The sequence below is a fragment of the Streptomyces sp. R28 genome (assembly GCF_041052385.1).
Classification (GTDB): domain Bacteria; phylum Actinomycetota; class Actinomycetes; order Streptomycetales; family Streptomycetaceae; genus Streptomyces.
Window position 1 is genome coordinate 6645730 of record NZ_CP163439.1, and the last position, 24651, is coordinate 6670380.

At 70.6% G+C, this 24651-nt stretch carries 25 protein-coding genes; 11 read left to right on the top strand and 14 right to left on the bottom strand.

The annotated features are described in order from the left end of the window. Positions 1-195 precede the first annotated feature (195 nt). From AB5J49_RS29910 to AB5J49_RS29935, 6 genes are all read left to right on the top strand, one after another. On the top strand, positions 196-1782 hold the full coding sequence (locus AB5J49_RS29910) for an ABC transporter ATP-binding protein (protein ID WP_369171950.1): 1587 nt from the start codon (positions 196-198) through the stop codon (positions 1780-1782). Then, positions 1782-2906, top strand: coding sequence for an ABC transporter permease (locus tag AB5J49_RS29915; protein WP_369171951.1), 1125 nt, complete (start codon positions 1782-1784; stop codon positions 2904-2906). The genes AB5J49_RS29910 and AB5J49_RS29915 overlap by 1 nt, the downstream gene beginning before the upstream one ends. Next, a complete protein-coding gene (locus AB5J49_RS29920; protein ID WP_369171952.1) occupies positions 2903-4180 on the top strand; it encodes an ABC transporter permease in 1278 nt (425 codons plus the stop codon). Before AB5J49_RS29915 ends, AB5J49_RS29920 begins: the two co-directional genes overlap by 4 nt. Continuing rightward, positions 4177-4584 carry a cytidine deaminase gene (locus AB5J49_RS29925; protein ID WP_369171953.1) on the top strand — a complete coding sequence of 136 codons (408 nt, stop codon included), beginning with the start codon at positions 4177-4179 and terminating at the stop codon, positions 4582-4584. Before AB5J49_RS29920 ends, AB5J49_RS29925 begins: the two co-directional genes overlap by 4 nt. Positions 4585-4689: 105 nt before the next feature. After that, the gene (locus tag AB5J49_RS29930) at positions 4690-5973 is read left to right on the top strand and encodes a thymidine phosphorylase (protein WP_369171954.1); all 1284 of its coding nucleotides are present in this window, start codon (positions 4690-4692) and stop codon (positions 5971-5973) included. A gap of 120 nt (positions 5974-6093) precedes the next feature. Further along, positions 6094-6678, top strand: coding sequence for a Uma2 family endonuclease (locus AB5J49_RS29935; protein ID WP_369171955.1), 585 nt, complete (start codon positions 6094-6096; stop codon positions 6676-6678). Positions 6679-6681: 3 nt separating this feature from the next. Here the strand turns inward: AB5J49_RS29935 and AB5J49_RS29940 are convergent, their stop codons facing one another. Continuing rightward, the gene (locus AB5J49_RS29940; protein WP_369171957.1) at positions 6682-7602 is read right to left on the bottom strand and encodes an AEC family transporter; all 921 of its coding nucleotides are present in this window, start codon (positions 7600-7602) and stop codon (positions 6682-6684) included. Positions 7603-7773: 171 nt separating this feature from the next. Between AB5J49_RS29940 and AB5J49_RS29945 the strand changes: the two genes are divergently transcribed. After that, on the top strand, positions 7774-8160 hold the full coding sequence (locus AB5J49_RS29945; protein WP_369171958.1) for an STAS domain-containing protein: 387 nt from the start codon (positions 7774-7776) through the stop codon (positions 8158-8160). On the opposite strand, the gene AB5J49_RS29950 is transcribed toward AB5J49_RS29945, so the two are convergent. The 3 genes from AB5J49_RS29950 to AB5J49_RS29960 form a co-directional block, all read right to left on the bottom strand. After that, positions 8044-9063, bottom strand: a complete 1020-nt coding sequence (locus tag AB5J49_RS29950; protein WP_369171960.1) for a sigma-70 family RNA polymerase sigma factor — start codon at positions 9061-9063, stop codon at positions 8044-8046. The genes AB5J49_RS29945 and AB5J49_RS29950 overlap by 117 nt on opposite strands. 122 nt (positions 9064-9185) lie before the next feature. Beyond that, a complete protein-coding gene (gene dnaN, locus AB5J49_RS29955) occupies positions 9186-10346 on the bottom strand; it encodes a DNA polymerase III subunit beta (RefSeq protein ID WP_369171962.1) in 1161 nt (386 codons plus the stop codon). A gap of 99 nt (positions 10347-10445) precedes the next feature. After that, positions 10446-11720 (bottom strand): MFS transporter, encoded by a 1275-nt coding sequence (locus tag AB5J49_RS29960; protein WP_369171963.1) that lies wholly within the window; start codon positions 11718-11720, stop codon positions 10446-10448. A gap of 63 nt (positions 11721-11783) precedes the next feature. Here AB5J49_RS29960 and AB5J49_RS29965 point away from each other — a divergent pair, with 63 nt between their 5' ends. Further along, complete coding sequence (locus tag AB5J49_RS29965) at positions 11784-12737, top strand: LysR family transcriptional regulator (protein WP_369171964.1); 954 nt, start codon at positions 11784-11786, stop codon at positions 12735-12737. A gap of 122 nt (positions 12738-12859) precedes the next feature. Here AB5J49_RS29965 and AB5J49_RS29970 read toward each other — a convergent pair whose 3' ends face one another. Then, positions 12860-13621: an alpha/beta hydrolase gene (locus AB5J49_RS29970; protein ID WP_369171965.1), complete on the bottom strand. Its 762-nt coding sequence runs from the start codon at positions 13619-13621 to the stop codon at positions 12860-12862. Positions 13622-13756: 135 nt separating this feature from the next. Here AB5J49_RS29970 and AB5J49_RS29975 point away from each other — a divergent pair, with 135 nt between their 5' ends. Further along, positions 13757-14920 carry an adenosine deaminase gene (locus AB5J49_RS29975; RefSeq protein ID WP_369171966.1) on the top strand — a complete coding sequence of 388 codons (1164 nt, stop codon included), beginning with the start codon at positions 13757-13759 and terminating at the stop codon, positions 14918-14920. 139 nt (positions 14921-15059) lie between these two features. Further along, on the top strand, positions 15060-15464 hold the full coding sequence (locus AB5J49_RS29980; RefSeq protein ID WP_369171967.1) for an ATP-binding protein: 405 nt from the start codon (positions 15060-15062) through the stop codon (positions 15462-15464). 93 nt (positions 15465-15557) lie between these two features. Here the strand turns inward: AB5J49_RS29980 and AB5J49_RS29985 are convergent, their stop codons facing one another. From AB5J49_RS29985 to afsQ1, 5 genes are all read right to left on the bottom strand, one after another. Next, complete coding sequence (locus tag AB5J49_RS29985) at positions 15558-15767, bottom strand: PspC domain-containing protein (protein WP_369171968.1); 210 nt, start codon at positions 15765-15767, stop codon at positions 15558-15560. A gap of 108 nt (positions 15768-15875) precedes the next feature. Next, entirely contained in the window at positions 15876-16427 is a 552-nt protein-coding gene (locus tag AB5J49_RS29990) for a VanZ family protein (protein WP_369171969.1), read from the bottom strand. Positions 16428-16932: 505 nt separating this feature from the next. Next, positions 16933-17544 (bottom strand): hypothetical protein, encoded by a 612-nt coding sequence (locus AB5J49_RS29995; protein ID WP_369171970.1) that lies wholly within the window; start codon positions 17542-17544, stop codon positions 16933-16935. Then, positions 17544-19121: an ATP-binding protein gene (locus AB5J49_RS30000; protein WP_369171971.1), complete on the bottom strand. Its 1578-nt coding sequence runs from the start codon at positions 19119-19121 to the stop codon at positions 17544-17546. Before AB5J49_RS30000 ends, AB5J49_RS29995 begins: the two co-directional genes overlap by 1 nt. After that, the gene (afsQ1, locus tag AB5J49_RS30005; protein WP_217209258.1) at positions 19118-19795 is read right to left on the bottom strand and encodes a two-component system response regulator AfsQ1; all 678 of its coding nucleotides are present in this window, start codon (positions 19793-19795) and stop codon (positions 19118-19120) included. Before afsQ1 ends, AB5J49_RS30000 begins: the two co-directional genes overlap by 4 nt. Before the next feature lie 264 nt (positions 19796-20059). Here afsQ1 and AB5J49_RS30010 point away from each other — a divergent pair, with 264 nt between their 5' ends. Beyond that, positions 20060-20806 carry a SigE family RNA polymerase sigma factor gene (locus AB5J49_RS30010; protein ID WP_369171972.1) on the top strand — a complete coding sequence of 249 codons (747 nt, stop codon included), beginning with the start codon at positions 20060-20062 and terminating at the stop codon, positions 20804-20806. Between the two features lie 216 nt (positions 20807-21022). Here the strand turns inward: AB5J49_RS30010 and AB5J49_RS30015 are convergent, their stop codons facing one another. The 4 genes from AB5J49_RS30015 to AB5J49_RS30030 all read right to left on the bottom strand — a co-directional run bounded on the left by AB5J49_RS30015 (position 21023) and on the right by AB5J49_RS30030 (position 24646). After that, complete coding sequence (locus AB5J49_RS30015) at positions 21023-21361, bottom strand: DUF6281 family protein (RefSeq protein WP_369171973.1); 339 nt, start codon at positions 21359-21361, stop codon at positions 21023-21025. 60 nt (positions 21362-21421) lie between these two features. After that, the gene (locus AB5J49_RS30020; protein WP_369171974.1) at positions 21422-22057 is read right to left on the bottom strand and encodes a uridine kinase; all 636 of its coding nucleotides are present in this window, start codon (positions 22055-22057) and stop codon (positions 21422-21424) included. 192 nt (positions 22058-22249) lie between these two features. Then, on the bottom strand, positions 22250-23188 hold the full coding sequence (locus tag AB5J49_RS30025) for an aldehyde dehydrogenase family protein (protein WP_369171975.1): 939 nt from the start codon (positions 23186-23188) through the stop codon (positions 22250-22252). After that, entirely contained in the window at positions 23189-24646 is a 1458-nt protein-coding gene (locus tag AB5J49_RS30030) for an aldehyde dehydrogenase family protein (RefSeq protein ID WP_369171976.1), read from the bottom strand. It lies immediately after the preceding gene. Between the last annotated feature and the right edge of the window lie 5 nt (positions 24647-24651).

Consider the following 24651-nt stretch of genomic DNA (forward strand, 5'->3'; position numbering starts at 1 on the left):
GCGCAGCGGTAACCGAGGGGTTACGTCCGCGCGACGGGGTACGGGGAGAATCCTCCCCGTACCCCGTTGTCGCGGTGCGTCGGCCCCTTATCAGGCCATAGGGGCGCTACGCGCGTAGACGACCCCCGTCCCCCAGGAGCGTGCGCCATCAACGCGTCCAGCAGCCCTCCGGCCGGCGCGGCGGTCAACGGTCAGGTGACCGCCGTCGAACTCGCCGGGATCACTAAGCGTTTCCCGGGCGTCGTGGCCAACCACGACATCCACCTCAGCGTCCGCAAGGGCACCGTCCACGCCCTGGTCGGCGAGAACGGCGCCGGCAAGTCGACGCTGATGAAGATCCTCTACGGCATGCAGAAGCCGGACGAGGGCACCATCGCGATCGACGGCGAGCAGGTCACCTTCTCGTCACCGGCCGACGCCATCGTCCGCGGCATCGGCATGGTGCACCAGCACTTCATGCTCGCCGACAACCTCACCGTCCTCGAGAACGTAGTGCTGGGCAGCGAGAAGCTGTACGGCATCGGCGCCAAGGCCCGCCGGAAGATCAAGGAGCTCTCCGAGCGCTACGGCCTCGGCGTGGAGCCCGACCGGCTGGTCGAGGAGCTCGGCGTCGCCGCCCGCCAGCGCGTGGAGATCCTCAAGGTCCTCTACCGCGGTGCCACCACGCTGATCCTCGACGAGCCGACGGCCGTCCTGGTGCCGCAGGAGGTCGACGCACTCTTCGACAACCTGCGCGAGCTGAAGGCCGAGGGCCTGTCGGTCATCTTCATCTCCCACAAGCTGGGCGAGGTGCTGTCCGTCGCGGACGAGATCACCGTCATCCGCCGCGGTACGACGGTCGGTACGGCCGTCCCCTCCGAGACGACCCCGCGCCAGCTCGCCGAGATGATGGTGGGCAGCGAGCTGCCGACGCCGGAGACCGCGGAGTCGACGGTCACCGACCGCCCCGTCATCACGGTGGACAAGCTGCGCCTGGAGGCGGCCGGCGGCAAGGCCCTGCTGGACGACATCACCTTCACCATCCACGCGGGCGAGGTCCTGGGCATCGCCGGCGTCGAGGGCAACGGCCAGACCGAGCTGGTCGACGCCCTCATCGGCCTCAAGAGCGCCGACTCCGGCACGATCACGCTGATCGACGAGGAGATCACCGGCTGGGCCACCCGCAAGCGCCGCGAGCAGGGCATCGGCTACATCCCCGAGGACCGCCACCGCCACGGCCTGCTCCTGGAGGCCCCCCTCTGGGAGAACCGCATCCTCGGCCACGTCACCGAGAAGCCCAACGCCAAGGGCGTCTGGCTGGACCCGAAGGCCGCGCAGGCGGACACGCGCCGCATCGTCGAGGCGTACGACGTCCGCACCCCCGGCATCGACGTCACCGCCGCCTCCCTGTCCGGCGGCAACCAGCAGAAGCTGATCGTCGGCCGCGAGATGAGCCACAAGCCGCGCTTCCTCGTCGCCGCGCACCCGACCCGTGGTGTGGACGTCGGCGCGCAGGCCGCCATCTGGGACCACATCCGTGAGGCCCGCCGCGAGGGCCTGGCCGTGCTGCTGATCTCCGCCGACCTGGACGAGCTGATCGGCCTGTCCGACACCCTCCGCGTGATCTACAACGGCAAGCTGGTCGCCGACGCCGACCCCGCCACCATCACGCCGGAGGAGCTGGGCTCGGCGATGACCGGTGCCGCCACCGGCCACCTGGAACACGACGAGAGTGCCGAGCCCGGCGCAGACACCCCCGAGATCCGTAAGTCTCCCGAGGCTCCGGAAGACGAGGCCCGCTGATGAAGAAGTTCGACAAGGAGCGCGTGCTCCTCGCGGTGGCCGGGCCGGTCATCGCGCTCGCCGTGGCCTTCGTGCTGAGCGCGATCGTGCTGCTCGCCTCGGGCAAGAGCCCGGTCGAGCCGTACACCCTGATGTTCGAGCAGGCCTCGTACTCCGACATCCAGGTCCTGATCATCAACCAGGCCTCGATGTACTACATCGCGGCCCTCGCGGTGGCCATCGGCTTCCGCATGAACCTGTTCAACATCGGCGTCGACGGCCAGTACCAGCTCGCCGCCATGATGGCCGCGATCGTCGGCGCCCACGCGAACCTGCCGGCCGCTCTCCAGGTCCCGCTGCTGATCCTGACCGCGGTGTGCACCGGTGCCTTCTGGTCCGGCATCGCCGGTGTCCTCAAGGTCACCCGCGGCGTCAGCGAGGTCGTCGCGACGATCATGCTGAACGCGATCGCCACGTCGGTCATCGCCTACCTGTGGCTGCCGAACGTCTTCGGCGTCAAGGTCGGCAACAACAACACCACCGGCGAGATGCACGAGTCCGGCTGGGTCCCCGGCATCGACATGGGCGACGCCGGCGAGATCTACGGCCTGGTCTTCCTCGCCGTCCTGCTCGGCATCGGCTACTGGATCGTCCTCAACCGCACCCGCTTCGGCTTCGACCTGCGCGCCTCCGGCGCCTCGGAGTCCGCCGCGGCGGCCAGCGGCGTCGACCCCAAGCGCATGGTGCTCACGGCCATGCTGATCTCCGGCGGCATCGCGGGCCTCGCCGGCCTGCCGATCCTGCTCGGCGACACCCACACCTACAGCCTGAACTTCCCCACCGGCATCGGCTTCCTCGGCATCGGCATCGCCCTGCTCGGCCGCAACAGCCCCGTCGGCATCGCGTTCGCCGCCCTGCTGTGGGCCTGGCTCGACAAGGCATCGCCCGAGCTGGACTTCCACGACTACGACAAGGAGATCGCGGTCATCATGCAGGGCCTGATCGTGCTCTCCGTCGTCGTCTCCTACGAGGCCGTACGCGAGTGGGGCCTGCGCCGCCAGCAGCGCCGGGTCGGTGCGGAACTGGCCGCCGGTCACGTGCTCGGCGCCGACAACAACACCACGAAGGAGGTGGCTGGCCGATGACCGCCCCGCAGACCTCAGCGGTTGATGCCAACCAGCCCACGCTGCAGCCCGCGGCTCCGACGGGCCGCCGCCTGTCGTGGCCCGTCCTGCTGCTGGTCATCGCCGGAGCCCTGGCGCTGACCTCGATCGTCCGCATCATCACCGGCGCCGACGGCATCACCAACGTCAGCCAGATGTCCACCGCGCTCCAACTCGCCGTGCCGATCGGCCTCGCCGGCCTCGGCGGTCTGTGGGCCGAGCGGGCGGGCGTGGTCAACATCGGTCTCGAGGGCATGATGATCCTCGGCACCTGGTTCGGCGCCTGGGCCGGCTTCCAGTGGGGCCCGTGGACCGGTGTCCTGGTCGGCATCCTCGGCGGCGCGATCGGCGGCCTGCTGCACGCCTTCGTCACCGTCACCTTCAACGTCAACCACATCGTCTCCGGTGTGGCCATCAACATCCTCGCCCTGGGCGCCACCCGCTACCTCGCGCCCCTCGCCTTCGAGGGCCACGCGGGCGGCTCCGCCAAGCAGTCCCCGGCGGTCGACTCCCTCGGCAACTTCACCGTGCCAGGCCTGTCCGACGCGCTGCGGGACCTCAACAACCAGGGCTGGTTCTTCATCTCGGACATCGCCGGCCTGCTCGGCGGCCTGGTCACCAACGTCTCGTGGCTGACCGTGATCGCCGTGGCGCTGATCCCCGGCACCTGGTGGATCCTGTGGCGCACCTCCTTCGGTCTGCGCCTGCGCTCCTGCGGCGAGAACCCGGTGGCGGCCGAGTCCCTCGGCGTGAACGTCTACAAGTACAAGTACATCGCCGTGGTCATCTCCGGCGGCCTGGCGGGCCTCGGCGGCGTCTTCCTGTCCATCGTGGCCAACCCCTTCTATCTGGAGGGCCAGGTCAGCGGCCGTGGCTACATCGGTCTCGCCGCGATGATCTTCGGCAACTGGATGCCGGGCGGCCTCGCCCTCGGCGCCGGCCTGTTCGGCTACACCGACAGCCTCAACCTGCGCGGCGGCTCCACGAACGTCCACGCCCTGCTGCTGCTCGGCGCGCTCCTGCTGATCATCGGCGCCATCTACCTCGTGATCACGAAGAAGTACGCCTCGTCGATGATCACCGCCGTCGTCGGCGCTCTGGTGTTCGCCTGGTACGCGAGCACCAACGAGGTCCCGAACCAGGTCGTCTCCGCCACGCCGTACGTCATCACGCTCATCGTTCTCACGCTGTCCGCGCAACGCCTGCGGATGCCGAAGGCGGACGGCCTGCCGTACCGGAAGGGCCAGGGCAAGTGACCTCGGCCGCCTCCCATGACGTCGACTGGGACAAGCTGCGCGCGGCGGCCCAGGACGCCATGTCCCGCGCCTACGCCCCGTACTCCGGCTACCCGGTCGGCGTCGCGGCCCTGGTCGACGACGGCCGCATGATCACCGGCTGCAACGTCGAGAACGCGTCGTACGGCCTCGGGCTGTGCGCCGAGTGCGGACTGGTCTCGGAGCTGCAGAACACCGGCGGTGGCCGCCTGACGCACTTCACCTGCGTCGACGGCAAGGGCGACATCCTCGTCCCGTGCGGCCGCTGCCGACAACTGCTGCACGAGTTCGGCGGCCCGGACCTGCTGCTGGAGACCCCGGCGGGCATCCTGCCCCTCTCGGAGATGCTGCCCCAGGCCTTCGGGCCGGGCCACCTCACCAAGTAACTCCCGTGCGGCCCCTCTGCGTTGCCGGGCGACTGGACCAGTTGCCCGGACAACCGGCTCAGAGGGGCCGTACGACTTCTGGAATCCTCGGAAGGAAGCCAAGCCATGGCCATGGACGCCATCTCCGTCATCCGCACCAAGCGGGACCGCGGCGAGCTCAGCGACGAGCAGATCGACTGGGTCATCGACGCGTACACCCGCGGGGAGGTCGCCGACTACCAGATGGCCGCCCTCAACATGGCGATCCTCCTCAACGGCATGGATCGCCGTGAGATCGCCCGCTGGACGGCCGCGATGATCGCCTCCGGCGAGCGCATGGACTTCTCGTCCCTGTCCCGCCCGACCGCCGACAAGCACTCCACGGGCGGCGTCGGCGACAAGATCACCCTCCCGCTCGCGCCCCTGGTGGCGGCCTGCGGCGCTGCCGTTCCCCAGCTCTCGGGCCGGGGCCTCGGCCACACGGGCGGCACGCTGGACAAGCTGGAGTCGATCCCGGGCTGGCGGGCGCTGCTCTCCAACGAGGAGATGCTGAACGTCCTCGACACCACCGGCGCGGTGATCTGCGCGGCCGGTGACGGCCTGGCCCCCGCGGACAAGAAGCTGTACGCACTGCGCGACGTCACCGGCACGGTCGAGGCGATCCCGCTGATCGCCTCGTCGATCATGTCGAAGAAGATCGCGGAGGGCACGGGCTCCCTGGTCCTGGACGTGAAGGTCGGCACCGGCGCCTTCATGAAGACCATCGAGGACGCGCGCGAGTTGGCGTCCACGATGGTGGGCCTCGGCACGGACCACGGCGTGAAGACGGTCGCCCTGCTGACCGACATGTCGACCCCGCTGGGCCTGACGGCGGGCAACGCGCTGGAGGTCCGCGAGTCCGTGGAGGTCCTGGCCGGCGGCGGCCCCGCGGACGTCGTGGAGCTGACGATCGCCCTGGCCCGCGAAATGCTGGATGCCGCCGGGGTGAAGGACGCCGACCCGGCCAAGGCCCTGGCCGACGGCTCGGCGATGGACGTCTGGCGCCGCATGATCGCGGCCCAGGGCGGCGACCCGGACGCGGAGCTGCCGGTCGCGCGCGAGCAGCACGTGATCAAGGCCCCGTCCTCCGGTGTCCTGACCCGCCTCGACGCCTACGACATCGGCATCGCCGCATGGCGCCTCGGTGCCGGGCGCGCCCGCAAGGAGGACCCGGTGCAGGCGGGCGCGGGCGTCGAACTGCACGCCAAGCCGGGCGACACGGTGACCGAGGGCCAGCCCCTGCTGACCCTGCACACGGACACCCCGGAGCGCTTCGACTACGCGCTCCAGGCGGTCGAGGGTTCCTACGACATCGCGGCGCCGGGGACGGACTTCACGGCGTCGCCGGTGGTGCTGGAGCGCATCGCCTGACCAGGCGCCCGCGGCCGGAGGCCGCTGCTGTCACAGCCCTTTCGGGTGAACGGGACCGGTGGACCACCACCGGTCCCGTTCGGCATGCTGGGATCGGTGACGCACCGATAGGAGACCGCGATGGGCGCACTCACCGTGAGCCAGGACCCCGATCAGAACTGGGACGAGCTCGTCCGGTTCTGGGAGGAGATGGACTGGCCGGAGGGCAGCAAGGTGGAGATCATCGAGGGGATCATCACCGTGTCACCTGCTCCCGCATCCCGCCACAACGTGATCGCGGCCCGCATTCAGCGTCGCCTCTACTCCGTGATCCCCGAGGACTGGGAAATCTTCCAGACGCTGGTGATCGCCGTGCCGTCACGTCTGGGCATGCTCATCCCTGACCTGCTCGTGGCTCCCGTGCAGGAATGCGCGGAGGCGGAATCCCACATCCCGGCAGCCCTCGCCGAACTCGTCGTTGAGGTGACCTCCAAGTCCAACGCCCACCACGACCGCGTCAGCAAGCCCGCCGCCTATGCCACCGCCGGGATTCCGCTCTACCTGCTGATCGACCGCTGGGCCCCCGGAGGGCCCACCGCCACGCTCTTCGGAGAGCCGAAGGGCGATGTCTACCGTGTGCTGAGCGCAGTCAAGTTCGGTGACCCCATCAAGCTGCCGGAGCCCTTCGACGTGACGATCGACACCGGCGAGTTCCCGGTCGACTGACCCTCAGCCCAGCAATGTCGCGACCACGACGAGTACCGGCACCGACAACACCGTCGACAGCAGAATCGAGTCCCGGGCCAGCCGCTCGCCCACCCCGTAACTCGACGCGTACGTAAAGAGGTTCTGCGCGGCAGGCAGCGCCGACGTCACCACCACGTCCAGCAGCGGAGCGCCCCGCAGGCCGAACACCCCCGCTGCCAGCGCCCACGCCGCCGCGGGCTGGCCCACCGACTTCAGGGCGACCGAGAGCAGCACCGGATACCGGTCCGGGCCCCGGCCGGGCATCGTGCTGCCGCACAGGGAGATGCCGAAGGCCAGCAGGACCGCCGGGACCGACATGCCGCCGATCAGGGTCAGCGGGTCCAGGACGGGCGCCGGGACCTTCAGCCCCGCCGCCGAGACCACCACCCCCGCCAGCGAGCCCACCGCGATCGGGTTCCGCAACGGCGTCAGCAGCCGCCGCCACAGGGGCCCCTTCTCGCCCTCTCCGGACAGGTCGAGGACCGTCAGCGCGATGGGTGTGACGCCGATGAGCTGGAACAGCAGCACCGGCGCCACCAGCGAGGCGTCACCGAGGACGTACACCGCGATCGGGATGCCGAGGTTGCCCGAGTTGACGTAGCTGGAGCACAGCGCGCCGATTGTCGTACGGCCCACGCCCCAGCGCCGTACGACCCCGACCGCGACGAAGACCCCGGCCGCCGCGGCCGTGCTCAGTGCCGTGACCAGGAGGCGGCTGGAGAAGATCACCGAGAGGTCGGTCTGCGCCAGCGTGGTGAACAGCAGGGCCGGGGACGCCACATGGAAGGCCAGCTTGGTCAGCACCTCCCGGCCGTTGCCGCCGAGGTAACCGCGCCGGCCGATCACATAGCCCACCCCGATGACGACCGCGATCACCGCGAACCCCGTCAGCACCCCCTGCACAGAACCTCCTTCGCGGGGAGGAGAGCGCAGGGTATTCGGGGATGCACTGATGCGTGGGGCATACAGCAAACCCTCTGGGGAAGGAGTGCGGCGGGTCAACGTGATCTCGGTCGGCGGACACCCCGCGCACGTGCGATGAGCAGCGGGAATCGGCGACCGGCGCCCGGCCCGATGAGTTCCGCCCGCCCGCCCGGTCTACCGATCGTGGACGCCATGACACCCGCTGTACTCGTGCTGGCCGGCCCCGTCACCCGGGATGAGGTGGCAGGGCTGTGTGACGACGTGCGGGCGCTGCTGGAGGCCTCCGGTGTCGGGGCTGTGGTGTGTGATGTCGGTGGGCTCGGGCCGCCGGGGCTCGGGGTCGTCGATCTGCTGGCGCGGCTGCAGCTGGCCGCCCGGCGGGCCGGGGGACGGATACGGCTGCGTGATCCCGACCCCGCCCTATGCCCCCTGCTCGACCTGGTCGGTCTCCGCTTCGAGGTGGAGGGGCAGCCCGAACAGCGGGAACCACCTCTCGGTGTCGAGGAAGAAGTGGAACCCGGTGAGCCGGCGGTCTGAAATCTCCAGCACCTGGACCGCCCACGGGGTGAAGCCGCCCTCTTCGGGGTCCGGCTTGTACTGGGCGAAGCCCGGCAGCCCGTTCACCTGCACCGGTACCAGGCGCGAGCCTTCGCAGGCGGAGCCCAGTGTCGTCATGAAGCCCGTGATGTCGTCGTGGCCCGTCAGCCACAGGTCGAACGGCGGCATCGTCATGACGGCGTCCTCGTGCAGCAGCGCCGTCAGCGCCGACATGTCGTACCCCTCGAAGGCCGCCACATAGCGCTCGAGCAGCTTCTGCTGCTCCTCGTCCAGCGGGTCGGAGACGGCCGCACCGGCCGCCTTGTCGTCCCGCTCGGCCAGCGTGGCCCGCGCCCGCTGCAGCGCGCTGTTCACCGACGCGACCGTCGTGTCCAGCAGCTCGGCGACCTCGCTCGCCTTCCAGGCCAGCACCTCGCGCAGGATCAGCACCGCCCGCTGCTTGGCCGGCAGTTGCTGCAGGGCGGCCATGAAGGCGAGCCGTACCGACTCCTTGGCGACGGCCGCCTCCGCCGGGTCCTCGACCGTCGGCAGCATGCGACTGTCCGGCATCGGCTCCAGCCAGGTGTGGTCCGGGCGGGGGGAGAGCGCCGCCTGGGCCAGCGGCGTGGACTCGCTGAGGTCCATGGGCCTGGCCCGCTTGTTGCCCGCGGTCAGCATGTCCAGGCAGACGTTGGTCGCGATGCGGTACAGCCACGACCGCAGGCTGGAACGTCCCTCGAACTTCTCGTAACTCCGCCAGGCGCGGACCATCGTGTCCTGCACCGCGTCCTCGGCCTCGAACGACGAGCCGAGCATGCGGTAGCAGTACCCGGTCAGCTCGACGCGGTGTTTCTCCAGCCTGATATCGAGGTCCGTCGTCGTGGTCGCCGTACCGTCGCTCATCGTCCACCCACCCCTGTGGCCCCATCCATCCGTGCGCCCCATTGCGCCCAGCACTTCGGAAGCTACCGCAGCCCACTGACAATGGCCCCCGGAGCGCACAAACACCCAGGTCAGGGCATTTGTCAGACCAGTTGCTTCACGGACATGAGCAGATGCCGATGAGAGGCGGACCCTGCCTCGGCACCGCCGTCCTCGCTTCCGTCCTCACCCGCCACCGCGCTGAGCAGCGTCCGCTGCCCCGTCCCCAGCATCTCCAGCCGCAGCCGGGGCGCCTCGAAGGAGTTCAGCGCGTCCAGCAGATACGCCGGGTTGAAGGCCACGGTGACCTCCTGCGCGCCGCTCAGCACGGCCGGCAACCGCTGCGCCGCCACGTCGTCCCCGTACCCGGCCCGCAGCAGCACGGATCCGTCGTCCGAGAAGTCCAGCCGCACCGGACTGCTCGCCTCCGCCACCACGGCGACCCGCCGCACGGCCTCCGCGAGCGCCCCGCACTCCACCTCGGCGACGGCCGCCCCGCCCATCTCGAACAACGAGCCGTACGCCGGCAGCCGCCCGTCCAGCAGCCGTACGACACTCCGCATGCCCTCGCCTTCGAAGCCGACCAGACCACCACCGGCCGCGCGGTCCAGTCCGAGCCGGACGCTCCCGCACCGCGCCAGCGACCGTGCGGTGTCCAGCAGCCGCCGCGCCGGGACCAGCGCCTCCATGGCGCCCGCGCCGTCGGACGAGCCTTCCGGCTTCCACCCCAGCCGGCGTACGGCATAGCGATACCGGTCGGACGCCGACAGCGTCATCGAGTCGCCGTCGAGGCGCAGCTGCACGCCGGTCAACACCGGCAGCGTCTCGTCCCGTCCGGCCGCCACGGCCACCTGCCCGACGGCGGTGGCGAAGTCGGCGGCGTCCACACTGCCGTACGAGACGGGCCGGGCCGGAAGAGCCGGGTACTCCTCGCGCGGCAGCGTCGACAGGCCGAACTCGGTGCCACCCGCCTCCACCGTGAACCGCGTGCCCTCCAGGGCACAGCTCACCGGCCCGTCCGGCAGTACCCGGCAGATGTCCAGCAGCCGGCGCCCGGGCACGAGCACCTCGCCGACCCCCGTGGTCTCGGCGCTCACCTCGATACGCGCCGCGGCCTCGAAGTCGAACCCCGAGACGGTGAGACGCCCGGCGTCCACGGCCAGCAGCAGACCGCCCAGCACCGGCACCGGTGTGCGCGACGGCAGCGCGCGCCCCGCCCACGCCACGGCCTCGGCGAAGGCGGCCCGCTCGATTCGGAACTCCATGAAAAATCCCCCTGGTCGGTACGGTCGTCAGAGATCGCGGAGGCTATCCGCCGCCACTGACAACCGGCCCCGACCAGGGGGAGAGGGCGTACGAGAGGATCAGGCCGCCGTCGCCAGCTGCTGCCGCTGAAGTCGCGCCGCCCGCGTTCCGAACACCGTGATCGTCACGACGCCGAACACCGCCAGCAGACCGACCCCGACCGTTCCGGCCCAGCCGCCCGCGTGGAAGGCCACCGCGCCGACCGTGCTGCCCGCGCTGGAGCCGATGTAGTAGGCGGACTGGTACAGCGCCGAGGCCTGGGCGCGGCCGTGTGTCGCCGTCTTGCTGACCGCCGAGGACGCCACCGCGTGCCCCGCGAAGAAGCCGCCGGTGATCAGGACCAGGCCCAGGAGGACCAGCGGGAGCGAGCCCGCGAGGGAGAGCAGCAGACCCGCCGCCGTCGTCGCGCCCGCCGCGTACAGGGCGCCTCGGCGGCCCAGGCGGCCCACCAGCCGTCCCGCCGTCGACGCCGACACCGTACCGACCAGGTACACCAGGAAGACCGAGCCGATGATGCCCTGGGGGAGGCCGAACGGCGCCTCCGTCAGGCGGTAGCCGATCACCGTGTACACGCCGCCGAAGATCGTCATGAACAGGGCGCCGATCGCGTACAAGCGGCACAGCAGCGGGTTGGCGAGGTGGTCGCGGACCGTGCGGGCCAGGACCCGCGGGCGCAGCGAGCCCCGCTTGAAGTGGCGCGGTGCCGGGAGCAGCAGCCGGAAGGCCACCGCGCACCCGACCGCGATCACACCGATCACGCCGATCGCGACCCGCCAGCCCCACTCCTGCGCGACCCAGCCGGTGATCACCCGGCCGCTCATGCCGCCGACGCTGTTGCCCGCGACGAACAGGCCGATCGCCGTGACCAGCGCCTTCGGGCGGACCTCCTCGGCCAGATAGGCCGTGGCCGACGCCGGCAGACCCGCCAGCGCCGCGCCCTGGACCGCCCGCAGCACGACCAGGGCGGTCAGGTTCGGCGCGAAGGGGACCAGCAGCCCGACCGTCACCGCGACCGCCAGCGACGCCGTCATGACCGTACGGCGTCCGAACCGCTCCGACAGTGCGCTCATCGGCAGCACGAACAGGGCCAGACCGCCCGTCGCCGCCGCCACCGTCCAGCTCGCCTCGCTGGCCGCCACCCCGAACTCACCCGAGATCAGCGGCAGAAGGGCCTGTGTGGAGTAGAGGAGCGCGAAGGTCGCGACACCGGCGAGGAAGAGGGCGAAGCTCATCCGGCGGTAGCCGGGGCCGCCCGGGGCCATACGGGAGTCGACGAAAGGGACAGCGGGTGCGGCGCCCACGGTGGTGGACGCCCCGGTACTGGCGGGAGACATGCTTCGAAGCTACGTACGATCCCGCTGATCCGTCCAATGCATGGATTGGCCATAATCGTTCCCATGGAGCATCAGCAGAGGTCACGAGCTCGCCTGTCACCATCCAGTGACACAGAAGACATGGTGATGTTGCTGGCGCCGCGCCTCGCGTACTTCGCCGGCGTCGCCCGCACCGAGCACGTCACCCGGGCCGCCCAGGAGATGCAGGTCCCGCAGTCCACGCTCTCGCGCGCCATGGTCCGCCTCGAAGAGGACCTGGGCGTCGATCTGTTCGCCCGCCACGGCCGTACGGTCTCGCTGACCCCCGCCGGCCGCACCTTCCTCGCCTCCGTCGAACGTGCCCTCGCCGAGATCGAGCGCGCCGCCGACGAGGTCCGCGCCGACGCCGACCCGGCCACCGGCAAGGTCGCCTTCGGCTTCCTGCACACCATGGGCGCGGAAACGGTCCCGGGCCTCCTCCACACCTTCCGTGCCGACCACCCGCGCATCCGCTTCAGCCTCGTCCAGAACTACGGCGAGGCGATGATCGAGCGTCTGCGCTCCGGTGAGCTCGACCTGTGCCTGACGTCCCCGGTACCGGACGCCCCGGACCTGGTGGCCCGCCGCCTGGACGAACAGAAACTCCGTCTGGTCGTCCCGGCCGACCACCGTCTGGCGGCGCGCAAACGCGTCCGCCTGACCGAGGCGGCCGACGAGAACTTCGTGACCCTGGAGCCCGGCTACGGCATGCGCCGCATCACCGACGACCTGTGCAGGGAAGCGGGGTTCAAGCCCCGCATCGCCTTCGAGGGCGAGGAGGCGGAGACGTTGCGCGGACTGGTGGCGGCGGGGCTGGGAGTCGCCCTGCTGCCGCCACCTGCGGTGCCCCGCCCGGGGGTCGTCGAGCTGACGGTCACGGCTCCACGAGCGGTGCGGGAAATCGGTGTCGCCTGGCTGGAGGGCCGCCCGGACACGCCGCCGGTGGCGGCCTTCAAGAAGTTCCTGCTCTCGAAGAAGGGCAACCTGCTTCCCGGCTAGAGGGCCGACCTCAGGGAAACGAGCCGACCGAGGGCCGGTTGTAGCCCACCGTGCGAGATCGGCGAGCCGCAACGGCCCTGTGCCGGCGAGCGGGTGGCCGTCGGCCAGTGCGGCGGATCGCGCTACCTCCGCAACGACTTCCCGAACCCCGCGGCCAACGGCATCCGCAGCCCCAGCGGAGGCGGAGCCGCGAACGCGTCGGCGACCGGCCGGGAGAACGCCTTACCGAACAGCACCCCCATGACGAAGTCCTCGGCCAGTGCGAGGACTTCATCGCGGTGCTGGTGCAACCCGTGTCCGTCGGAGTGCACTTCGAACCGGCACACGTCCCGGTTCGCCTTCTTCGCCCGCTCCGCCAACCGGAACGACAGCTCGGGATCGGTGCGCGCGTCATTCGTGCCGTGCACGACCAGCACCTGCCGCCCGCCGAGCTGCTTCACCGGTTCGGGTGAGGCCGCCAGGTCCTCCTCCGGCAGCCAAGGAGCGATCGCCAGCGCGGAGTTGACGGCCTCGTGGCCGGCCGCGTGCAGGGCCGCCCGCCCGCCCATGTCGACCCCGGCGAGGCACACCGGGACGTCCCCGTAGCGCCGTACGGCCTCGTCCGCGGCCCATGACGCGTCGCTCGCCAGGTTCGCGGCAGTGCCGTTCCATCCGCGGAAGCGGTAGTGGACGACGTGCGCGGCCAGCCCCTCCCCGCGTCCCGCCCGCATCAGGCGGCGCCCCAGCGTCCGTACGTACGAGGTCGCCAACACCGTTGCCGGTTTGCGATGTGAGACCTCGTCACCTGCGGGAAGCAGGAGGACGACGCCGCTCACCGCTGTCGGCTCCGGCCCGATCGCTCTGCCCAGCCGGGCCCTACGAACCGGCGTCGCTTGGTGTGCCATGACAGAACAGTGTCAGAAGCGCGGGTGTACGCCACCCTGCCGTGGGGTCACCGTTACGTATCGACGGATTCGTACAGCGAGGGGAAACGGCGCGATGAACGCGCCGTCTACGCGCGTAGGCGTTACAGTGCGAAAATGACGAGCCAGACTGCCCAGAGGGCGACCATCCCGAGCTCGGACCAGATCCGCCGGGCGCCGAAGGTTCTGCTGCACGACCACCTCGACGGCGGGTTGCGCCCCGGCACCGTCGTCGAGCTCGCCCGCGCGTCGGGCTACACCCAGCTGCCCGAGACCGACCCCGACAAGCTCGGCCTGTGGTTCCGCGAGGCGCCCGACTCCGGCTCCCTGGAGCGGTACTTGGAGACCTTCTCGCACACCGTCGGCGTGATGCAGACCCGCGAGTCCCTCGTCCGGGTCGCCGCCGAGTGCGCCGAGGACCTCGCCGAGGACGGGGTCGTCTACGCCGAGGTGCGGTACGCGCCCGAACAGCACCTCGCGGCCGGGCTCACCCTCGAAGAGGTCGTCGAGGCCGTCAACGAGGGCTTCCGGGAGGGCGAGCGGATCGCGCGGGAGAACGGCCACCGCATCCGTGTGGGCGCGCTGCTCACCGCCATGCGACACGCCGCCCGCTCCCTGGAGATCGCGGAACTCGCCAACCGCTACCGCGACTTGGGCGTCGTCGGCTTCGACATCGCGGGCGCCGAGGCCGGCCACCCGCCCACCCGGCACCTCGACGCCTTCGAGTACCTCAAGCGCGAGAACAACCACTTCACCATCCACGCGGGCGAGGCCTTCGGTCTGCCGTCCATCTGGCAGGCCCTGCAGTGGTGCGGCGCCGACCGGCTCGGGCACGGGGTGCGCATCATCGACGACATCCAGGTGCACGCCGACGGCTCGGTCGAGCTCGGGCGGCTCGCCTCGTACGTACGGGACAAGCGCATCCCGCTGGAGCTGTGCCCCAGCTCCAATCTCCAGACGGGTGCCGCCGACTCCTACGCCGCCCACCCCATCGGGCTGCTGCGCCGGCTGCACTTCCGGGCCACCGTGAACACCGACAACCGTCTCATGTCCCACACCAGCATGAGCCGGGAATTCGAGCATCTTGTCGAGGCGTTCGGTTACACGCTCGACGACATGCAGTGGTTCTCCGTCAATGCGATGAAATCATCGTTCATTCCTTTCGATGAACGGCTCGCGATGATCAATGACGTCATCAAGCCCGGATATGCCGAACTGAAGTCCGAGTGGCTTTTCCGACAGGCCACGTCTACCAGCGACTCTGCGGCTGAGGAGGGGTGACCTGAGGCTCTCCGCCTACAGGGAATGCAGGCACCATTCACAATCCGTCCTCATTTCGATGTTTGCGGCGGCGTGCCGGGCGTGTTTACGGTCGAGAACCGCTCACAACCCCGTTCAACGAATTTCGAGGACGCATTTCATGAAGCAGTCTGCTGCCAAGACCCTCGGTGTCGCCGCTCTCGGTGCCGCCTTCGCCGCCGCCGGTGCGGGTGCCGCGAACGCCGCGCCGGTCGCCCCGGACGCCGCCGGTGCGGCGCTGGGCGCCGTCCAGGCCCTCCCGGCCGGGGACCTCGCCCAGGCGGCTCCGGGTGCCGGTGCGGGTCTGGCCCACGGGCCCGAGGCGGTCACCACCGGACTGGCCGCCGCGCAGACCGGCGTGCAGTCCGGCGTGCAGCCGGCCGCCGAGAAGGCGCTCGCCGGTGGGCCGACCGACGTGGTCAGTGGGCTGCTCGGCGGTCTGCCGGTGCAGGGTCTGGCCGCCGAGGGTCTCACCCAGGGCCTGCCCACCCAGGGTCTGCCCGTGAACGGTGTTCCGCTCGCCTGAGTCGGCCTTACCCGAAGCGCGCCGCTGGGGCGCACCCTTGGACACCGGGTGCGCCCCAGCGGCGTACCTATGTACGCCTGTGCGTCGAGTGGTTCACCAGGCCGTGCGTGTCCTGTTCGCCTTGTCCTCCGAGGGGAGCAGGAGCCACAGGGCTATGTAGAGCAGGAACTGCGGGCCCGGGAGCAGGCAGGAGATCAGGAAGATCACGCGCATCGTCGTCGCGGAGGTGCCGAAGCGCCGGGCCAGCGCGGCGCACACTCCGCCGATCATGCGGCCGTGGGTGGGGCGGGCAAGCGCGGTCATGGTGCGGCTCCTTCGCGAGCGTCGGTCGGAGGCTCCCTTGTGGGGTCTCCCGAGGCGTTGCCTCATCTGACAACCACGCTATGGCGACGAAGCGGGCAAAGCGTCACTCTACGGAGCTATCCCGACCCTGGGAATCGTCGGGGTCCGACCCTGAGAGGGCTCCTCCTGGGGGACCGTTGCCCGGTGTGCGCGCTCGGACCTGCGGCGGAGCCAGGCGCGGGTCGCGGGGACCACGGTCGTGTGTGCCAGGGCGACCCCCACCGTGTTCAGCAGCAGTGAGTCGATGTCGACGATCTGGCCGGGTACGCCGGTCTGCAGCAGCTCTATGCCCAGCGAGATCAGGGCGCCGGCGGCCACCGTGCGGACCAGGGAGCCGAGGGGGGAGGCGGTGAGTCTGCCGTGCGCCATCGGGATCAGCACGCCCAGCGGGGCGAGCAGGGCGAGTCCCTCGATGATGCGGCGGGCGCCTTCCTGCCAGCCCAGCGCCAGATCGGCCCTGATCCCGGCGAACGGGCGCAGGTTGGCCGGCATCACCCAAGGGACGTCCAGGGGGCGCAGCGTGAGCCAGGCGGCGAACGCCAGGTGCGCGAGCAGGAGGACACCCCCCGTCGCACGGATGTGGATCGCGGCGCTGCCGCCGATGGAGCCTTGACGCTGCACGCCCCCCTAGACGCGCCCCCCGGCAGGATCGGTTCCGGGACGGGGCGTAGTGGGGTGAGGCGTCCGCCACATGGGCCTCCGGCGGTTGGGCCGGGGTGGGGGTGCGCGTGGATGCCTGCGGCGGCCTGTGCGGGTGGGGTGGGGGTTCGCGTTGCGCCTGCGGGTGGGTGGTGGGTCGGGGCCGTGCCGGGGGGTGTCCGTCCTCGGTCGGGCGGTTGCCGTACGTGGGTGGGGTGGCCTGCGTTGACGCCCGCCGCTGCGGGCGGACACCCCCCGGCACGGCCCCTTGCCGCCGTACGCGGGTGCGGCGCCGTGGGGGCCGCACATCTCAGCGTCGGTCGGCAGCATCCAGCCCGTCTGGGGGCACCCCCTCTGGGGGAGTCTGAGGACGAGGCCCGTTCAGGGCCGAAGCGGGGGTCTGGGGGCGGCAGCCCCCAGCAGGGTCAGCGCTGACACCGAGCAGTGGAGAGCCGCGGTGCGTGGTGAGCCGGTCCAACCGACGGAGTCAACCCGTGACGTCGGTCGACGGGGGCTCGTTGCTGCCCGGGCGGGTGCGGACCTCGTCCGTGCACTCGTAGCGGCGTAGGGGCTCGTTGCCGGGGCCGCCCAGGATGACCGAGCCGTCGCCCTCGGCTGCCGTCGAGTCCGAGAACGTGCAGACGATCTGGGCGAGTGCGTACGAGGTGAGGTCGTTGGGGGGTGTGCTCAGGCGTAGTGCCTCGTCGGGGTCGTCGGCGCGTGGGCTGCTCACGCTCATGGCGCCGCGGACGTCCGTGGTGTAGCCGGCCTCCTTCTCGTCGGCCGAGGGCGTCGCCTCCAGCTCGTCGAGGAGGCCCTGGGCCACGAGGACGCGTCGCTCCGAGTCCGCCGTGCCGTCCGGTACGCGTACGGTCCGGTCGACGGCCACCAGTTGGGACCCGCAGAGCAGGAACACCTGCACCGGGAGTCCTCGCGCGGCCTGCGTCGACACGTCCGGTTCGGAGAGTGAGCAGTGCACGCGGGAGGGGGCGGGGCCGAAGTCGGTCGGGACCTCCGTGGACCGTATGCCGCATCCGGTCAGGAGGGCGGCGGTGAGTGTGGCGAGTGCCAGTAGGCGGCTTGCTTTTGTCTGCGGCATCACGCGTCCCCCTTCTTCGTGTCGCCTGCGTTCTGGCCGTTGTTCTCGTCCTGTTCCGCCAGCTTCGACGCGTCCTGGGGCAGGCGCAGGGTGAACACCGCGCCGCCCTCGGGGGAGTTGGCGGCGGTGATCTCGCCGCCGTGGATGTGGGCGTTCTCCAGGGCGATGGACAGGCCGAGGCCGCTGCCCTCGGAGCGGGGGCGGGAGGCGCTGGCCTTGTAGAAGCGGTCGAAGACGTGGGGGAGGACGTCCTCGGCGATGCCGGGGCCGTGGTCTCGTACCTTGATGACGACCGAGTCGTCCGCCTCGCGGATCGAGACGCGGACCGGCGAGCCGCCGTGCTTGAGCGCGTTGCCGATGAGGTTGGCCAGGATGACGTCGAGGCGGCGGGGGTCCAGGCGGGCCATGAGGCCGCGCTCGGCGTCCAGGTCCACGGCGTCCAGCCAGGCCCGGGCGTCTATGCACGCCGTGATCTGGTCGGCGACGTCGACGTTGTCCAGGACCAGGCGAGCCGTGCCCGCGTCGAAGCGGGTGACCTCCATCAGGTTCTCGACCAGGTCGTTCAGGCGGCGCGTCTCGCTGACGACGAGCCGTACGGCGGGTTCGATCATGGGGTCCATGGACCCGGTCTCCGCCTCCAGCTCCTCCTCCAGGACCTCCGTCACGGCGGTGATCGCGGTGAGGGGGGTGCGCAGTTCGTGCGACATGTCGGCCACGAAGCGGCGGGATGCCTCGTCCCGCCCGGCCATGTCGGCGAGCCGCTTCTCCAGAGCCTCCGCGGCGTTGTTGAACGTCCGGGAGAGATCGGCCAGTTCATCGGTCCCGGACACCCTCAGGCGGGTGTCCAGCTTGCCCTCGCCGAGCCGACGGGCGGCGGCACCGAGCCGTTGCACCGGCTTCAGTACGGTCGTGGCGGCGGCCTGCGCGAGCAGCGCGGAGCCGATCAGGGCGAGGCCGGTGGCGATACCGAGCGACCAGGCCAGGGAGTTGAGGTCCTTGGCCTCCTGATCGAGGGACTTGAGCATGTAGCCGGTCGGACCGCCGCCGTTCACCCTTGTGCCGGCGATCAGATACGGCTGGTCGTCCTCCACGATCCGCTGCCAGTACAGGTGGTACTGCGACTTGTTGGTCGAGTTGACCGGCTGTTTGTCGTTCACCGCCTTGCGCAGCGACGCGGGCACGTCCGCGAGCGTGAAGCCGTCCAGGCCGCCGGAGGAGCCGTAGGCGGGAGTGCCGGCGGTGTCGGCGGCGACCAGCAGCACGCTGAAGCGCTGGCTGCTGTTGGCCATCTGCCCAGCGGTGTGCTGCAGTTCGTCCTGCGTCGGCGCCTCGGGCAGCAGACTCGCCCGGTTCTGCATCTCCTGCTCGAAGTCGCGCAGCACCGCGTCCTGGGTGCGCGTGAGCACCGCCTCGCGGTTGAGCCAGTAGGCGATCCCGGACGCGGACACGGCGGCCGTGAGCGCCACGAGACCGAAGACGACCACCAGGCGCAGTCGAAGACTGGTGAAGCGCAGCCGCGACCACACTCCCTTACGAGCCGCGAACCAGCCGCGGACCCCCCCCTGTGTCTTGGTCACTGAGGCGTGTCCAGGCGGTAGCCGACACCACGGACGGTACGGATCAGGGTCGGGGACGACGGGACGTCCTCGACCTTGGCGCGCAGGCGCTGGACGCAGGCGTCGACGAGGCGTGAGTCGCCGAGGTAGTCGTGTTCCCAGACGAGGCGCAGGAGTTGCTGGCGGGACAGGGCCTGGCCAGGACGGCGGCTCAGTTCGAGCAGCAGGCGCAGCTCGGTCGGGGTGAGCTGGAGGTCCTCGCCGTTCTTCGTCACGGTCATCGCCGCACGGTCGATGACGAGGCTGCCGAAGCTCGCCGCGTCGTTCGACTCCCGTTCACCGCGCCGCAGCACGGCCCGGATCCGGGCGTCGAGGACCCGCCCCTGCACCGGCTTGACCACGTAGTCGTCCGCACCGGACTCCAGGCCGACGACCACGTCGATGTCGTCGCTGCGCGCGGTCAGCAGGATGATCGGCAGCTGGTCGGTGCGCCGGATGCGGCGGCACACCTCGAAGCCGTCGATGCCGGGCAGCATCACGTCCAGCACGATCAGGTCCGGCCGCTGCTCACGCAGCAGTTTCAGGCCGTCCTCGCCGGTGGCAGCCGTGGCCACACGGTGTCCCTGGCGCGTCAGTGAGAGCTCCAGGGCCGTGCGGATGGCGTCGTCGTCCTCGATCAGCAACAGGGAAGGCACGGGGGTCATTCTGGCCCATGCGGGGCGGTCTTTCGACACCTGTACGAGCAGTACACCTACGCGCACGTAGCGCGTTCGTCTGTGACCGGACTGTCCCGCGCCTGGGGGCCACCTCTGGCGCGGGCCCTGTGACAGGTCTGTGACAGTCGGCGGACACGGCCATGAAGGTGCCCGGGCAAGCTTTTCGGCACAGGCAGGACAGCAAGTCGCACGACAGCAAGACGAACGAGCAGAACACCGGAAGTCCACGACGGGGGGCGCGAGATGAACACGCTGCACGGCACCAGCACCAGCGCAGTGATCACGCGTCTGCACGACGTGAACGGGGGCCGGGGTTCGGAGAAGTCCGGTGCCGTGAGCGGGCGGGGGTGCGCTCGCGGCACCGGGCGTCAGCACACCGCGTACATGACGGTGGTTGACGGTTTCACGGGGGAAACGCACGGGGGAGCCGCGTACAGGGAGGACTCGGGGGAGCGTCGTCGCTCGCTGTCGGAGGCGGAGTTCACCGCCTACGTCCAGGAGCGCCGCGCCTCCCTGTACGCAACCGCCTACCACCTGACCGGTGACCGTTTCGAGGCCGAGGACCTCCTGCAGAGCGCCCTCTTCTCGACGTACCGGGCCTGGGACCGGATCAGCGACAAGGCCGCGGTCGGCGGATACCTCCGCCGCACCATGACCAACCTGCACATCAGCGCGTGGCGCCGCCGCAAGCTGAACGAGTACCCGACCGAGGAACTGCCGGAGACGCCCGGCGACACGGACGCGATGCGCGGCACCGAGCTGCGCGCGGTCCTGTGGCAGGCGCTCGCCCGGCTCCCCGAACTCCAGCGCACGATGCTGGTCCTTCGTTACTACGAGGGCCGCACCGACCCGGAGATCGCGGAGATCCTCGACATCAGTGTCGGCACGGTGAAGTCCAGCATCTGGCGGTCGCTCCGCCGGCTGCGCGAGGACGAGGTCCTCAGCTTCGGCCGTGACGAGGAAGACGCCTTCGGGGAGCTCGTCGCCTGAAGGTTCGGGGGGGATCGCATCCGGGGGGATGCGACGGGGGAGCGGTAAGAAGTGGGGGGACCCACGGGGGCCGGGGGGCCCGCGGGGGACCGACGGGGGAAACACGGGGGGTGCTCCACCACGGGGGAACCCGGGGGACCGGGTGAGACGGGGGAGCACAACGAGAGCGGGGCTGGAGGGCCGGGGGGTCCGTCCAGTCCCGTTCTTCGTGCGCGCTCAGCGGACCTGCATGAGGCGCGCTTCGGCGGGTGAGTCGCCCACGGCGATGGCGTCGGCGGGATCGCTTCCCTCGACCGTGTACGCGCCGGTCCTGCCCTCAGGAACGGTGACCCCGGGATCGTTCGGGGTGTCGTCGCACTCCACGATCGTGACGGTGCCCAGCCGCTCGCCCACGGTGAAGTCCATGTCCGTGGTGGGCAGATAACCGCGGTTGTCGTACGTCACCAACCCCGCGCAGGAGGATGCGGCCTCGCCGCCCGACGCGCAGCCGGCGGCCGCCGCGAGGATCGTGACCGTAAGGGCCAGCTGTAAGCGGGCCCGGAGGGCATTTGTCATCGGCTTCCTTCCCGCGGGGACCGTCATCCGGCCCTACGACGGAGAAGGCGCCGACTTCGTTCAAGTGGACGCAGTCGCCGCCGGGCAGCGTCCCGCGGCGGCCGCGGTGAGGCGGCCGAGGGCCTCGTCCCGGTCGCAGGCGTGGGCGCCCAGCGCGGTCTGGTGGGCGACGATCGAGCGCTCCAGGCGCATCAGGCGCCAGCCGCGGCGCAGGAGGAACGGCACCGACTTGCGGCCCTCCTTCAGGTCGCGCACGAAGCGGCGGCGGAACGTCTTCACCGGGCCGCGGCTCAGGCACAGCGCGTCGGCCAGCACGCCGAGTTCCCGGCAGCGCGTCACGATCTCGGCCGCGAAGATGCCCTCCGCGATGAACAGCGGGGTCCGGCCGACCTCGACGGTCTCCTCGCCGGTGCGGGCGCTGAGCGAGATGTCGTACAGCGGAACGCTGGTACGGCCCGTGCGGCACAGCTGCGTGATCGCCGCCACGGCGGTGTCGGCGTCCCACGAGTCGGGGTGGTCCCAGTCGATGTCGGAACTCCCGGGGACCTGCGGCAGGGTCGGGTCGTCGCCCTCTTTGTAGAAGTCGTCGAGCCGTAGCACCGGAAGACCGGAGCGGGCCGCGAGAAGGGACTTGCCGGAGCCGGAGGGGCCGCAGAGCAGCACGACTCGCGTCGGTATGGGCGGATGGGAACTCACGGGACACCAGTGTGAGGCATCGGCGGGCCACAGAACGACCCCGCGTACCGCCTTTGATGCGCGCGTCACACTCCAACTGCCCTTCGTGGCGGCATGATCACTGTGCGCATCGGAGAGGCGGCGCGGCAGAGAGCCGCGCTTCCCCTGGACGGAGGGGAAACGCGGCTCTCCGGTCTCGGTGCCCGTCGGACCTCAGTACGACGAGCCGGACGCGCCCAGCGACCCCGTCGGGTGCCAGACCGTCTTGGTCTCCAGGAACGCCGTCATGCGGTCGATGCCGGGGGTGGCGGCCCAGTCGTCCACAGGCTGTGGACGCAGGACGCGCTTGAGGTTGTCCGCCGCGGCGATCTCCAGCTCCTTCGCCAGTACGTCGTCGGCGCCCGCGAGGTCGATCGCGTTGACGTCCTGGTGCGCGGCCAGCGGCGTCGCGATCTCCGCCGTGCGGCCGGAGAGGATGTTGACGACACCGCCGGGGAGGTCGGAGGTGGCCAGGACCTCGCCGAGAGAGAGGGCGGGGAGCGGGGACTTCTCGGACGCCACCACGATCGCCGTGTTGCCGGTGGCGATCACCGGGGCGACGACCGAGACCAGGCCCAGGAAGGACGACTCCTGCGGGGCCAGGACGGCCACCACGCCCGTCGGCTCGGGGGACGAGAGGTTGAAGAACGGGCCCGCGACCGGGTTCCCGCCACCGACCACCTGGGCGATCTTGTCGGTCCAGCCCGCGTACCAGACCAAGCGGTCGATCGCCGCGTCGACCTGCGCCGCCGCCTTCGCTGTATCTGATTTCTTTGAGGGCGACAGGCCCTCGGCGTCGGCGACTTCGCGGACATACTGCTCGCGGCGGCCCTCCAGCATCTCGGCGACGCGGTAGAGGATCTGGCCGCGGTTGTACGCCGTCGCGCCGGACCACGCCCCGAACGCCTTGCGGGCGGCCACGACCGCGTCCCGGGCGTCCTTGCGGGAGGAGAGGGGTGCGTTGGCCAGCCAGTTGCCCTTTGCGTCGGTCACCTCGTACACCCGGCCGCTCTCGGAACGCGGGAACTTCCCGCCGACGTACAGCTTGTAGGTCTTGAAGACGGAGAGCCGCTCGGCGCGCTCGGTCTTGTCGTTCTTGTCAACTGTGCTCATTTATCGCTCGCCCTCCGGGCTCGACGGGGCGAGGTACGCCTCCAGGCCGTGGCGGGCGCCCTCGCGGCCGAAGCCCGACTCCTTGTAGCCGCCGAACGGCGAGGTCGGGTCGAACTTGTTGAACGTGTTGGACCAGACGACGCCGGCGCGGAGCTTGCCCGCCACGGCCAGGATCCGCGAACCCTTCTCCGTCCAGATGCCCGCCGACAGGCCGTACGGGGTGTTGTTGGCCTTGGCGACGGCCTCGTCCGGCGTGCGGAAGGTGAGGACCGACAGGACCGGGCCGAAGACCTCGTCGCGGGCGATCCGGTGCGCCTGGGTGACGTTCGTGAAGAGCGTCGGCGCGAACCAGTAGCCGGAGGTCGGGATCTCGCACGCCGGGGACCAGCGCTCGGCGCCCTCCGCCTCGCCCTGCTCGACGAGGGTGGTGATGCGCGAGAGCTGTTCCTCGGAGTTGATGGCGCCGATGTCCGTGTTCTTGTCCAGGGGGTCGCCCAGGCGGAGCGTGGACAGGCGGCGCTTGAGGGAGTCCAGCAGCTCGTCCTGGATCGACTCCTGGACGAGCAGGCGGCTGCCCGCGCAGCAGACCTGGCCCTGGTTGAAGAAGATGCCGTTGACGATCCCCTCCACCGCCTGGTCGATCGGGGCGTCGTCGAAGACGATGTTGGCGCCCTTGCCGCCCAGTTCGAGGGTGAGCTTCTTGCGGGTGCCCGCGACGGTTCGCGCGATCTCCTTGCCGACGGCCGTGGAGCCGGTGAAGGCGACCTTGTTCACGTCCGGGTGCGCGACGAGCGCGGCGCCCGCGTCGCCGTATCCGGGAAGGATGTTGACGACGCCCTTGGGCAGGCCCGCCTGGCGGCAGATGTCGGCGAAGAACAGGGCCGACAGCGGGGTGGTCTCGGCCGGCTTCAGGACGACCGTGTTGCCGGTCGCGAGGGCCGGGGCGATCTTCCACGCCAGCATCAGCAGCGGGAAGTTCCAGGGGATGACCTGGCCCGCGACGCCGAGGGGCTTCGGGTTCGACCCGAAGCCGGCGTGCTCCAGCTTGTCGGCCCAGCCCGCGTAGTAGAAGAAGTGCGCGGCGACCAGGGGGAGGTCGGCGTCGCGGGTCTCCTTGATCGGCTTGCCGTTGTCCAGGGTCTCCAGGACCGCCAGCTCACGGCTGCGCTCCTGGATGATCCGGGCGATGCGGAACAGGTACTTGGCGCGCTCGGAGCCGGGCAGCGCCGACCACTTCTCGAAGGCCTTGCGGGCGGCCTTCACCGCGCGCTCCACGTCCGCCTCGCCGGCCTGGGCGACCTCGGAGAGGACCTCCTCGGTGGACGGGGAGACGGTCTTGAAGACCTTGCCGTCCGCCGCCTCCACGAACTCGCCGTCGATGAACAGGCCGTACGAGGGCGCGATGTCGACGACTCCGCGGGACTCGGGGGCCGGTGCGTATGCGAATACCGATGCCATGGTGA

What these genes read in the sequence shown, in the direction of transcription:
- AB5J49_RS29915 (WP_369171951.1), top strand. Translation starts at nt 1,782, where the DNA reads ATGAAGAAGTTCGACAAGGAGCGCGTGCTCCTCGCGGTGGCCGGGCCG.
- AB5J49_RS29920 (WP_369171952.1), top strand. Translation starts at nt 2,903, where the DNA reads ATGACCGCCCCGCAGACCTCAGCGGTTGATGCCAACCAGCCCACGCTG.
- AB5J49_RS29930 (WP_369171954.1), top strand. Translation starts at nt 4,690, where the DNA reads ATGGCCATGGACGCCATCTCCGTCATCCGCACCAAGCGGGACCGCGGC.
- AB5J49_RS29935 (WP_369171955.1), top strand. Translation starts at nt 6,094, where the DNA reads ATGGGCGCACTCACCGTGAGCCAGGACCCCGATCAGAACTGGGACGAG.
- AB5J49_RS29945 (WP_369171958.1), top strand. Translation starts at nt 7,774, where the DNA reads ATGAGTTCCGCCCGCCCGCCCGGTCTACCGATCGTGGACGCCATGACA.
- AB5J49_RS29950 (WP_369171960.1), bottom strand. Translation starts at nt 9,063, where the DNA reads ATGAGCGACGGTACGGCGACCACGACGACGGACCTCGATATCAGGCTG.
- dnaN (WP_369171962.1), bottom strand. Translation starts at nt 10,346, where the DNA reads ATGGAGTTCCGAATCGAGCGGGCCGCCTTCGCCGAGGCCGTGGCGTGG.
- AB5J49_RS29960 (WP_369171963.1), bottom strand. Translation starts at nt 11,720, where the DNA reads ATGTCTCCCGCCAGTACCGGGGCGTCCACCACCGTGGGCGCCGCACCC.
- AB5J49_RS29965 (WP_369171964.1), top strand. Translation starts at nt 11,784, where the DNA reads ATGGAGCATCAGCAGAGGTCACGAGCTCGCCTGTCACCATCCAGTGAC.
- AB5J49_RS29970 (WP_369171965.1), bottom strand. Translation starts at nt 13,621, where the DNA reads ATGGCACACCAAGCGACGCCGGTTCGTAGGGCCCGGCTGGGCAGAGCG.
- AB5J49_RS29975 (WP_369171966.1), top strand. Translation starts at nt 13,757, where the DNA reads ATGACGAGCCAGACTGCCCAGAGGGCGACCATCCCGAGCTCGGACCAG.
- AB5J49_RS29980 (WP_369171967.1), top strand. Translation starts at nt 15,060, where the DNA reads ATGAAGCAGTCTGCTGCCAAGACCCTCGGTGTCGCCGCTCTCGGTGCC.
- AB5J49_RS29985 (WP_369171968.1), bottom strand. Translation starts at nt 15,767, where the DNA reads ATGACCGCGCTTGCCCGCCCCACCCACGGCCGCATGATCGGCGGAGTG.
- AB5J49_RS29995 (WP_369171970.1), bottom strand. Translation starts at nt 17,544, where the DNA reads ATGCCGCAGACAAAAGCAAGCCGCCTACTGGCACTCGCCACACTCACC.
- AB5J49_RS30010 (WP_369171972.1), top strand. Translation starts at nt 20,060, where the DNA reads ATGAACACGCTGCACGGCACCAGCACCAGCGCAGTGATCACGCGTCTG.
- AB5J49_RS30015 (WP_369171973.1), bottom strand. Translation starts at nt 21,361, where the DNA reads ATGACAAATGCCCTCCGGGCCCGCTTACAGCTGGCCCTTACGGTCACG.
- AB5J49_RS30025 (WP_369171975.1), bottom strand. Translation starts at nt 23,188, where the DNA reads ATGAGCACAGTTGACAAGAACGACAAGACCGAGCGCGCCGAGCGGCTC.
- AB5J49_RS30030 (WP_369171976.1), bottom strand. Translation starts at nt 24,646, where the DNA reads ATGGCATCGGTATTCGCATACGCACCGGCCCCCGAGTCCCGCGGAGTC.